This window comes from Dolichospermum compactum NIES-806 (genome assembly GCF_002368115.1).
Lineage (GTDB): Bacteria > Cyanobacteriota > Cyanobacteriia > Cyanobacteriales > Nostocaceae > Dolichospermum > Dolichospermum compactum.
This window is the reverse complement of the sequence record NZ_AP018316.1, coordinates 939,039-949,981: the sequence shown is the minus strand read 5'-3', so window position 1 is coordinate 949,981 and position 10,943 is coordinate 939,039. Positions and strand designations below refer to the sequence as shown.

Sequence of the window (10,943 nt, the reverse complement as noted above, 5' to 3'; positions counted from 1 at the left end):
GTCCTGACATTGAGCCAGAGGTATCAAGCAAGAGAATTACCGGACAACGATTTTCCGGTTTTTCTACGAATTCAGGCAAACCTACTGGCATTTTTGATACTCCTGGTTAATCAAGGTGAGATGCAAAATATATAAACTAGATTTTATTTATTACTACATAACTTAACACGAGTGTTATTACGTAATCAATACCCATATCTATCAACAATAAGGGTTTAGCATTGCTAAACCCCTACGAATAGACAGAATTTATTTTTTGCCCAAAATCCCCCCATCCGGTAAACTCAGAAATGCTGCGTTATTCCTAATCATGTCCGACTCCCAAGTAAGTGCTGCTGTTGCGAAACTCTACGATACCTACCCTTTCCCCCCCGAACCTATCCTCGACGAACCACCACCAGGTTACAATTGGCGTTGGAATTGGTTAGCTGCTTATAGCTTCTGCACAGGTAGAAAACCGCAAAGGCAAGATATCCGCATTTTAGATGCTGGTTGTGGTTCAGGAGTCGGCACAGAATATTTAGTACATCTCAACCCGCAAGCGCAGGTAGTGGGAATAGATTTAAGTGCTGGTACATTAGAAGTAGCAAAAAAACGCTGTCAAAGTTCCGGTGCTGACCGTGTGGAATTTCATCACTTAAGTATCTATGATGTGGAACAAATTCCAGGACAGTTTGATTTAATAAATTGTGTTGGGGTACTTCATCATCTACCAGATCCCATTCGTGGTATCCAAGCATTAGCGAAAAAACTCACTCCAGGTGGACTAATGCACATTTTTGTGTATGGAGAACTGGGAAGATGGGAAATACAACTCATGCAAAAGGCGATCGCTCTTCTTCAAGGTAACAAACGCGGTGACTATCGTGATGGCGTTCAAGTCGGAAGAAAAATCTTTGCTTCCTTACCAGAAAATAACCGCATTGTCAAGCGTGAAAAAGAAAGATGGTCAATGGAAAACCAGCGGGATGAATGCTTTGCTGATATGTACGTCCATCCCCAGGAGACAGACTACAATATTGATACATTGTTTAAATTCATAGATGCTTCCGAATTAGACTTTGTAGGTTTTTCCAATCCCGGATTTTGGCAACTAGAAAAGCTTCTAGAAAAAGCACCAGAACTAATTGAAAGAGCCGCCGAACTCACAGAACGTCAACGTTATCGGTTGATAGAATTACTGAATCCCGAAGTAGCACATTACGAATTTTTCCTCAGTCGTCCCCCCCTACCCAAAACCGACTGGTCAGCAGATAACACTTTATTAACTGCAATTCCCGAACTTAACCCTTGCATAGATGGGTTTCCCAATCAATGTTTATTTAACTATGATTACCAAATTGTTAATTTATCAACAGCCGAATTTGAGTTTATGCAAAAATGTGGTAATAATGCCACAGTGGCTGAAATTTTAGCCCAAGTCAAGCTAGACTTAGACGGAGTAAGAAACCTCCTCAAACAACAACTACTCTTACTAACCCCCGCTTCATGAAAAAAATCAGTAACTAGGCGATTATCTTGCCACTGACAACTGACCAATAACAACTGACAAAAAATAAGTTAATTGTTTTTTTCTAAAGTAGTGTTACCGGATCGTGATATGATTCAACTGACTGAATGTGCAGTCATCTCATATTAGCTGTACTGGTTTCAAGTCTCGTGAGCTTGTCAGAAGAATCAATTGCACCGACTCAGACAACACAACAAGATGAGAAATCTGGTTTTGCTCAAACAGAACCAGTAAGCTCTTCCATGCAAGAGTTCTATCAACTCTATCAGAAGTTGCTGGTAATCACACTTGTGTTGACGGGGATTATTTTTATCTCTGTGTGGATTTTTTATTCCTTAAACATAGCCCTAAATTATTTGATTGGGGCGTGTACAGGTGTGGTTTACTTAAAAATGCTGGCTAACGATGTCGAGAGACTTGGTGGTGAAAAACAAAGTTTGAGTAAAAATCGTTTTGCTCTGATCATGATACCGATTATATTGGCGAGTCAATGGCATCAGCTACATATTCTGCCTATATTCTTGGGATTTCTCACCTACAAAGCTACCCTCCTCATCTATATGGTGCAAACTGCATTCATTCCTGAAGCTTAAAGGGTGTAGGGGTCTAGCAGTACTAAACCTAAACCTCTACAGACTACAGACAATCCTCCAATCCTCGATTTTTGGGGAAAACCCTTGAAGAACGCCCATGCTTAGTGTATTAAACGCTTTTAACGCTTTTCCCCTCGCCGAATTAGAAGTAGGTCATCACTTCTTGTGGCAACTGGGCAGTCTCAAAATACATGGGCAAGTATTTCTCACCTCATGGTTTGTGATTGCTATCCTAGTAATAGCATCACTAGCTGCCACCAGAAACGTCCAAAAAATTCCTCGTGGCATCCAAAATTTGATGGAATATGCCCTAGAATTTATTCGGGATCTAGCTAAAAACCAACTCGGAGAGAAAGAGTATCGCCCCTGGGTACCATTTATTGGTACGCTATTCTTGTTTATCTTCGTATCAAATTGGTCAGGAGCATTAATTCCCTGGAAGTTAATCCACTTGCCTTCTGGTGAACTAGCAGCACCTACCAACGACATAAATACAACAGTCGCATTGGCATTGCTAACCTCCTTGGCGTATTTTTACGCTGGATTTAGCAAACGAGGTTTAGGCTACTTTAAAAAATATATCGAGCCAACACCGATTCTATTGCCAATTGCCATTCTCGAAGATTTTACCAAGCCCCTCTCCCTAAGCTTCCGGTTATTTGGAAATATATTAGCGGATGAATTAGTAGTGGCGGTATTGGTATTGCTCGTGCCTCTCTTTGTACCTTTGCCAGTAATGGCTTTGGGTTTGTTTACTAGTGCTATTCAAGCCCTAGTATTTGCGACCCTAGCCGGAGCGTATATTCATGAGGCTTTAGAGGGACACGGCGAAGAAGGACATGAGGAGCATTAACGCCCTCAGTTGATAGCCCAGTTTAGACGAGCAAACTTGCTCAAAACATCGCCACAGCGATTTGAAAACCTAGTGCAGTGTAAAAACACATATCTAGTTAGTTACGTACATTTGTAATTTTTGTAGTTAAAGCAAGGAAAATCGTCATGGATCCATTAGTACAAGCTGCCTCAGTTCTAGCTGCTGCTCTCGCTATCGGTTTAGCTGCAATTGGACCTGGTATTGGTCAAGGTAATGCAGCAGGTCAAGCAGTAGAAGGTATTGCACGTCAGCCCGAAGCAGAAGGCAAAATTCGCGGCACACTACTTTTAACATTAGCCTTCATGGAATCCTTGACAATTTACGGTTTGGTAATTGCCTTGGTATTGCTATTCGCTAACCCTTTTGCCTAAGACCGAAAAAGTTTTGTTAGTGTAGAGACGTGAAAGATGTCACTAGATTTTGGATTTTGGATTGACGATTTTGGATTGACTCCACCAAACAAGTGTAGAGATTGAAGATTTGGGATTGACGTTAGCGAAGCGTACGCAGCGCAGCGAGTATTTTTCCGTCTTGAAGGACGGAGTTTATACCAAATTTTTTGAATCTAAAATCTAAAATCTAAAATCTAAAATCTAAAATTACCGGTGACAGACAGCGAAAAGCTTGACATCTACACGCCTCTACAAACTAGCAACTTATTGATCATTGGTGAGAAAGGGATTCGTAAAATTATCAAAGGCTAGATCATCTCACTAGCCAAGAAAATTAGTATTCCAGCCAAAGAGGAGAGAAATGTTTGATTTCGATGCTACCTTGCCATTGATGGCATTGCAATTCCTGTTGTTGGCAGCTTTGTTGAATGCAATTTTCTACAAGCCTATGACTAAGGTATTGGATGACCGTGATAACTATGTTCGTACCAATAACCTTGATGCTCGTGAGCGCTTGGCTAAAGCTGAAACCTTAGCAAAAGAGTATGAGCAGCAACTGTCATCTGCGCGTAAGCAGTCTCAATTGACTATAGAAGCTGCCCAAAATGAAGCTAAGAAAATTACGGCACAAAAAATAGCCCAAGCCCAACAAGAAGCACAAGCTCAACGCGAACAAGCTGCTAAAGAAATAGAGCAGCAAAAGCAAGCAGCTATGGCTACCCTAGAAGGACAAGTTGATGCCCTCAGCAACCAGATTCTAGAAAAACTATTAGGATCTACTTTGGCAAAATAATATAACAGGAGTCAGGAGTCAGGAGTCAGGAGTCAGAATTCAGGAGTAAAAGCCTGTTATGGAATAAATTTCCATAATCAATTGATTTTCTCAATTCCCTGGCGTTTGTTATATCACCAAATTGGTTCTACGAAAGCATAAACACTTAAGGGCATTTGCCTAGAAAGTGATGAAATTTAAGTGTCCAAAAAATTGGCACTTTTTTCCCTTTAGGGAAAAATTAACGAATTACCAAGCGAGCAGCGCACTTGTAGATGGGTAACATGGGCAATATTTTATTACTTGCCGCAGAAGCTGTTCACTCTGAAATGGCAGAAGGCTCAGCGGAAGGCGGTTTTGGTCTAAACCTAGACATCCTGGAAACCAATCTAATTAACTTAGTAATTCTGATTGGCATACTATTCTACTTTGGACGCAAAGTTTTAACTAATATCTTGACTGAAAGACGCTCCGGTATTGAAAGCGTTATTCAAGATGCAGAAGGACGCTTGCGGGAAGCACAAACTTCTTTGGCAAAAGCCCAAGGGCAGTTGACCCAAGCACAGCAAGAAGCACAGAGAATCACTCAAGTAGCTGAACAAAATGCTCAAGCTGCTAAAGAGGCTATTTTAGCTAAGGCGAATCTGGATGTAGAGCGGTTGAAAGAAACCGCAGCATCTGATTTGAATGCAGAACTAGAGAAAGCTATCTCCCAACTTCGACAAAAAGTAGTGCTGCAAGCACTGCAAAAAGTGGAAGGACGACTTAAGGGTGGTATTAGCGCAGATGCTCAACAAATTTTAATTGATCGTAGCATCGCACAACTGGGAGGGGAGATATGAAAAGTGATGCAGCTACCGCTGAAGTATCTCAGCCTTATGCACAGGCATTGTTATCCATTGCTCAATCTCAAAACTTAACAGAAGAAGTTGGGGGAGATGCACGGACTTTCTTGAGCTTATTAACAGGGAGTCAAGAACTCACAGGCTTTTTGAGCAATCCCTTTGTGAAGCCAGAAAACAAGAAAAATGTCCTCAGACAATTACTTGGCGAAGGTGTAAACCCCTGCCTACGTAACTTTTTACTGCTGTTAGTTGACAGAAGACGGATTGCTTTTTTAGAACCGATTTTACAGCAGTATTTGGCGTTATTACGCCAGCTAAATCAAACTGTATTGGCTGAGATTACTTCTGCGGTTCCCCTCACAGAAACCCAACAGCAAGCAATTACAGAAAAGGTAATTACTCTGACCAAAGCTCGTCAAGTGGAATTAGCCACCAAAATAGACAGCGATTTAATTGGTGGTGTAATTATCAAAGTTGGTTCTCAAGTAATTGACGCTAGTTTGCGTGGTCAACTACGTCGTCTTTCCCTACGTTTAAGCAGTAACTAGAAAGTTCTGAATAAATGTCAGTAGTCATTGGTCAATAGCTCATAAAAAACAGCTGACAACTGACAACGGACAACTAACAACTAACAACTGACAACTGACAAATGAGTATTTCCATTAGACCTGACGAAATCAGCAGCATCATCCAACAACAAATCGAGCAATATGACCAAGAGGTTAAAGTTGCTAACGTTGGGACAGTGCTACAAGTAGGTGACGGTATTGCCCGGATTTATGGCTTGGAAAAAGCTATGGCTGGGGAACTCCTGGAATTTGAAGATGGTACAATTGGTATCGCCCAAAACTTAGAAGAAGATAACGTTGGTGCGGTATTGATGGGCGAAGGTCGGAGCATTCAAGAAGGTAGCTCTGTAACCGCTACTGGTAGAATTGCCCAAGTAGGCGTAGGCGATGCTCTCATTGGTCGCGTTGTCGATGCTTTGGGTCGTCCTATTGATGGTAAAGGTGATCCTAAGACTACCGAAACTCGGTTAATTGAATCCCCAGCACCTGGTATTATTGCTCGTCGGTCTGTACACGAACCGATGCAAACAGGGATTACCGCTATTGACTCCATGATTCCTGTAGGCCGTGGTCAACGGGAATTAATCATTGGTGACCGTCAAACTGGTAAGACAGCGATCGCTATTGACACCATCATCAACCAAAAAGGTGAAGATGTAGTTTGCGTTTACGTAGCTATCGGTCAAAAAGCTTCCACCGTTGCTAACGTAGTCCAAACCTTACAAGAAAAAGGTGCGATGGACTATACAGTAGTTGTCGCCGCTAACGCCAGTGACCCAGCTACCTTGCAATTCCTCGCTCCCTACACAGGCGCTAGTATTGCTGAGTATTTCATGTACAAAGGCAAAGCGACCTTAATCATCTATGATGACCTTTCCAAGCAAGCTCAGGCTTATCGCCAAATGTCCTTGCTCCTGCGTCGTCCACCCGGTCGGGAAGCGTATCCTGGAGACGTATTCTACATTCACTCCCGCTTGTTGGAACGTGCTGCTAAACTCAGCGATGAATTAGGTAAAGGCAGTATGACTGCTCTACCAATCATTGAAACCCAAGCTGGTGACGTATCCGCATACATTCCTACCAACGTAATCTCCATTACCGACGGTCAGATTTTCTTGTCTTCTGACTTGTTTAACTCTGGTATCCGTCCCGCTGTAAACCCCGGTATCTCGGTATCCCGTGTAGGTTCTGCGGCACAAACCAAGGCAATGAAGAAAGTTGCCGGTAAGATTAAATTAGAATTGGCTCAGTTTGACGACTTACAAGCTTTCGCGCAATTCGCTTCCGATTTAGATAAAGCCACCCAAGATCAGTTGGCGCGTGGTGTGCGTTTACGGGAACTCTTAAAACAACCCCAAAACGATCCTCTCTCCGTAGCTGAACAAGTAGCGGTTCTTTACGCTGGTATTAACGGTTATTTAGATGACATTGCCGTTAACCAAGTAACTAGCTTTGCTCTAGGTCTACGTGGCTACTTGAAGAATGTTAACACTACATACTTCCAAGGCGTACAAGGTAGCAAAGCCCTTGGTGATGCAGAAGAAACTGCTTTGAAAGCAGCCCTCACTGAGTTCAAAAAGACCTTCCAAGCAGCAGCGTAACAATTTTGGATTTTGGATTTTGGATTTTGGATTAAATAGACTTGTCCAAAAATTTAGATATCAACCCCTCAGATACAGGGATTTGATGTTTATTTAAAGATGAGCCTCATCTAAAATCCGAAATTCCGAATCTAAAATCTAAAATCTAAAATCTAAAATCGGATTATGGCTAATCTCAAATCAATACGCGATCGCATTCAGTCGGTCAAAAACACCAAGAAAATTACAGAAGCCATGCGGCTGGTAGCAGCGGCGAGAGTCCGTCGGGCTCAAGAACAGGTCATTGCTACCCGTCCTTTTGCGGACCGTTTGGCGCAAGTATTGTATGGCTTGCAAACCAGACTGCGGTTTGAAGATGTCAACCTCCCCCTACTCAAAAAACGTGAAGTTAAAACAGTAGGTTTGTTGGTAATTTCTGGCGACAGGGGTTTGTGTGGTGGTTACAATGGTAACGTCATCCGCCGTGCCGAAAATCGTGCCAAGGAACTGCAAGCTGAAGGCGTAAACTATACTTATGTATTGGTTGGTCGCAAAGCTACTCAATACTTCCAACGCCGGAATCAACCTATTGATGCTACCTACAGCGGTTTAGAACAAATTCCTACCGCCGCAGAAGCTACAAATATTGCTGATGAACTACTTTCTCTATTCCTTTCGGAAAAAGTAGACCGGATTGAGCTAGTTTATACAAAATTTGTCTCCTTAGTTAGTTCCCGTCCCGTAATCCAAACCCTTCTACCTTTGGATACCCAAGGTTTAGAAGCAGCGGATGATGAAGTTTTCCGTTTAACTACTCGTGGTGGTCAATTCCAAGTAGAACGGGAAAAGGTAACTAGTACAGTTACGGCTTTACCTAGTGACATGATTTTTGAACAAGATCCAGTGCAAATTCTGGATTCTTTGTTGCCATTATATCTGAGCAATCAGCTACTAAGAGCATTACAAGAATCAGCAGCTAGTGAATTAGCCGCACGGATGACAGCAATGAGTAACGCCAGCGAAAACGCCGGTGAGTTGATTAAAAGTCTTTCTTTGTCTTACAACAAAGCCCGTCAAGCCGCAATTACTCAGGAACTTCTGGAAGTTGTCGGTGGTGCAGAAGCGTTGACTTAATTTGGTGATTGGTGATTGGAGATAGTTGTAAAATGAACTATGGCCAATCATCAGTTATTAATGATTATTAAATTTCAATTTATGCTCTATTTTTATCAATAAAGTTAATGATTATGTGATAATTCATGATATTTTTCTTCATATTACCCATATTCCGCACTTCACAATGTAGTATCCATCTTTTCAAGAATTATTCCTAACAAGGGTTAAATTGTTCAATATTAATACCTAAAATGATGGATAAAATATGTGTTTTATTAAACGATAAAAAATAAAATTATGGAAATATTCGCGTATTACAAAATGAAGTGCGGAAAGCGGGATATTAGATTATTTGAAAGGAATATATTCAACTACATTCATCCATTCGTCAATTTCAGAAGCCTGAGCAATAAATTCTTAATCTTTAACAAATTGACCAATTGTGCCACCTAATTGATGTCCAAAAATTAATCCTGAAAATTTTTTTCCTTCTATTTGCCAAGTTTCAGCTAATACGCGAAAACGGATATCTTGAGTAAAAAGGACTCGTTTTAGTTCAGTTTGTTTTATCTAGCTAGGTTGCTATATGTTTATAGTATGACAAAATTTGTGTTTATGATAATTAATTTGTAGTGATAGCCATTATCACAATTATATTTTATCAGGATTAAAAGTTTTTATCTGTTCCTTTTCTTTGATCTGGGATAATTGAGACTTCAGTAAGTTAAGCAGAGAAGTTTTATCTTCTACAGATAAATCATCCAGAGATTTAATTATTTCTTGTAACGTCATCTTCAACATCTTCATACGTCTAGATATTCAAGAATTATCATTTTCACCTTTTACTCTTACCAAGAAAAATCTTCAGGGATTCCAAAATTATTTTCTAGTTGTTTCATATATTTATTTAGTTTTGTTAAAACATAATCAGCAAGATATCCAGGTGTATTGTCATTCGTATAACAATTAAGTCTAATTCTAATTGATCATGATTGGGATTATTATTTTTCTTTTTTTTAGACATATTAAATCAGTAAATTTATGAAAAAACACAGCTATAATCTTATATCTCAGTTACTGCGATCCTGAAGAATAACCTCTTTCGCATTATATTACACCAAATATTTCTATAATTTAGGCATTTCTCCTATAAGAATTATCTATATTAAATCCTCGAAACCATCAACTTCATTAAAGTCGAGACAACACAGGGCTGGTCATGGTGTGTTCTGATTTCTTGAATTTTTAATTTGAAGTATATTGAATTTGACTTTTTGGGTATTGATAATAGATTGATTCGTCATTTATATTCCTCCTCCTGGTTGTTTATTTAATCTTCAATCCTAATTTAATTTTGATTGGATTGAATTATTTTCTATAATTCCCACTAAAACTCTAATTAAACCTTCTAAATCATCAGGTAGCGAATAAATAGTAATATCTTCAGTGATTTGTTTTGCTTCCACATCTAATATTCCAAAACGCCACACATCACCCGTTGTTACAGCACCATAGTGAAACTCTTGTTCTTCAATTTGAGAAAAAGCAATTAATTCTGTAGCAAGTTGAGTAAATCCTCTAGTTAAATCGTCGTTTTTTGCTTCTATAACTAATAAATTATGTTCTGCACGTAGTAAATAATCCAGATTACCTTTTAACCATTTACTAACAATTAGTGGGTATTCTATTCTTAACTGACAATCACAATAATATGTGGCAACTTCTATTAAAATCGGTGCTACTAAAGTTTCTCTTCTGGCTGTTTCACTAGTTAAAGTTACTCGTGTTAATGTGCGCTCAAGGCGATTTTGTAATTCTAATAAGTGATCTAGATGTTTTTCAGTTTTAGGAAGTGACAATCTTGATCTAACTAATTTATAGCCTAATTCTGCTAAAATTTCTTCCGGTGGATAGGTCATTTCAAAATAGGAACGAAATGTATATTCACGTTCTTCTTGGAGAATTTTTGGTTTAGTCATAATTAGTTACCAAATAAATTTTAACTAAGTTGATGTTTGAGTTTGCTAATTGATTATTCTTGAATTTTACTTCTCACCCAATCTCTAAATTCTCTCACTAATTCCAAATATTTTTTACTACCAGCATTTTTCAAAAAATTGGAAATTTCTGTTAAAGGTAAATTAGGAAAAGCTAAACTTTCGTCAACAACTAGATATTTCCCATCTTCTAAAATATTAATAGTAAATACATTACCATCATATCTCCAAATCTCTGCCACACCCATTTCTGCATAAACCGCAAAACGATCCTTTAAACTGCTAGTAATATCAATCTCGACAACTAAATCAGGTGGAAGATCTTGTTGTAAATCAATTCTGGATTTCCCTTGAATTAACTTAACATTTTTGATGTAGAAACATTCATCAGGTTCTCCACCAGATATTTCTGGACGTTTTAAAGTAGTAGAACCTAGAGGATCAATATCCAATTCTAATTCTTCCGCTAAAGTTTCCACAAAACGACCAACAATTTTTTTATAACGTTTATGTTCAGGTGAACGAGCCATAATTTCTAAATTACCCCGATAATAAGTTAAGCGGAGACGACGACTGGTACTGAGTTCATTTAGCAAACTCTACTCTCATAAGTATGCCAACTAATCCCTGATAAATGGATAATTTCTTGCGGTTGTATCAGAATTTGGCTAGTCATGGCGTATCGCTATACCTAT

12 protein-coding genes are annotated in these 10,943 nt (G+C 39.3%); 9 read left to right on the top strand and 3 right to left on the bottom strand.

From position 1 onward, the window contains the following. The first annotated feature begins 310 nt into the window (after nucleotides 1-310). The 9 genes from CA730_RS04480 to CA730_RS04440 all read left to right on the top strand — a co-directional run bounded on the left by CA730_RS04480 (nucleotide 311) and on the right by CA730_RS04440 (nucleotide 8,269). Entirely contained in the window at nucleotides 311-1,492 is a 1,182-nt protein-coding gene (locus CA730_RS04480; RefSeq protein ID WP_096664494.1) for a class I SAM-dependent methyltransferase, read from the top strand. Nucleotides 1,493-1,617: 125 nt separating this feature from the next. After that, the gene (locus CA730_RS04475) at nucleotides 1,618-2,103 is read left to right on the top strand and encodes an ATP synthase subunit I (RefSeq protein ID WP_172891155.1); all 486 of its coding nucleotides are present in this window, start codon (nucleotides 1,618-1,620) and stop codon (nucleotides 2,101-2,103) included. Nucleotides 2,104-2,200: 97 nt separating this feature from the next. Then, on the top strand, nucleotides 2,201-2,956 hold the full coding sequence (atpB, locus tag CA730_RS04470) for a F0F1 ATP synthase subunit A (protein WP_027403078.1): 756 nt from the start codon (nucleotides 2,201-2,203) through the stop codon (nucleotides 2,954-2,956). Nucleotides 2,957-3,102: 146 nt separating this feature from the next. After that, on the top strand, nucleotides 3,103-3,348 hold the full coding sequence (gene atpE, locus CA730_RS04465) for an ATP synthase F0 subunit C (protein ID WP_013192016.1): 246 nt from the start codon (nucleotides 3,103-3,105) through the stop codon (nucleotides 3,346-3,348). 382 nt (nucleotides 3,349-3,730) lie between these two features. Continuing rightward, complete coding sequence (locus CA730_RS04460) at nucleotides 3,731-4,162, top strand: F0F1 ATP synthase subunit B' (RefSeq protein ID WP_096664492.1); 432 nt, start codon at nucleotides 3,731-3,733, stop codon at nucleotides 4,160-4,162. A 254-nt stretch (nucleotides 4,163-4,416) separates the two neighbouring features. Then, the gene (locus tag CA730_RS04455; RefSeq protein WP_096664490.1) at nucleotides 4,417-4,983 is read left to right on the top strand and encodes a F0F1 ATP synthase subunit B; all 567 of its coding nucleotides are present in this window, start codon (nucleotides 4,417-4,419) and stop codon (nucleotides 4,981-4,983) included. Further along, on the top strand, nucleotides 4,980-5,534 hold the full coding sequence (atpH, locus tag CA730_RS04450) for an ATP synthase F1 subunit delta (RefSeq protein WP_027403081.1): 555 nt from the start codon (nucleotides 4,980-4,982) through the stop codon (nucleotides 5,532-5,534). The genes CA730_RS04455 and atpH overlap by 4 nt, the downstream gene beginning before the upstream one ends. 101 nt (nucleotides 5,535-5,635) lie before the next feature. After that, nucleotides 5,636-7,156 carry a F0F1 ATP synthase subunit alpha gene (gene atpA, locus CA730_RS04445; RefSeq protein ID WP_096664487.1) on the top strand — a complete coding sequence of 507 codons (1,521 nt, stop codon included), beginning with the start codon at nucleotides 5,636-5,638 and terminating at the stop codon, nucleotides 7,154-7,156. Between the two features lie 165 nt (nucleotides 7,157-7,321). Then, nucleotides 7,322-8,269, top strand: a complete 948-nt coding sequence (locus CA730_RS04440) for a F0F1 ATP synthase subunit gamma (protein ID WP_096664484.1) — start codon at nucleotides 7,322-7,324, stop codon at nucleotides 8,267-8,269. 633 nt (nucleotides 8,270-8,902) lie between these two features. On the opposite strand, the gene CA730_RS24120 is transcribed toward CA730_RS04440, so the two are convergent. The 3 genes from CA730_RS24120 to CA730_RS04425 form a co-directional block, all read right to left on the bottom strand. After that, nucleotides 8,903-9,043 (bottom strand): hypothetical protein, encoded by a 141-nt coding sequence (locus CA730_RS24120; protein WP_157749913.1) that lies wholly within the window; start codon nucleotides 9,041-9,043, stop codon nucleotides 8,903-8,905. A gap of 551 nt (nucleotides 9,044-9,594) precedes the next feature. Further along, the gene (locus CA730_RS04430; RefSeq protein ID WP_096664482.1) at nucleotides 9,595-10,230 is read right to left on the bottom strand and encodes a hypothetical protein; all 636 of its coding nucleotides are present in this window, start codon (nucleotides 10,228-10,230) and stop codon (nucleotides 9,595-9,597) included. A gap of 53 nt (nucleotides 10,231-10,283) precedes the next feature. Then, nucleotides 10,284-10,844, bottom strand: coding sequence for a Uma2 family endonuclease (locus CA730_RS04425; protein WP_231939973.1), 561 nt, complete (start codon nucleotides 10,842-10,844; stop codon nucleotides 10,284-10,286). Nucleotides 10,845-10,943 lie beyond the last annotated feature (99 nt).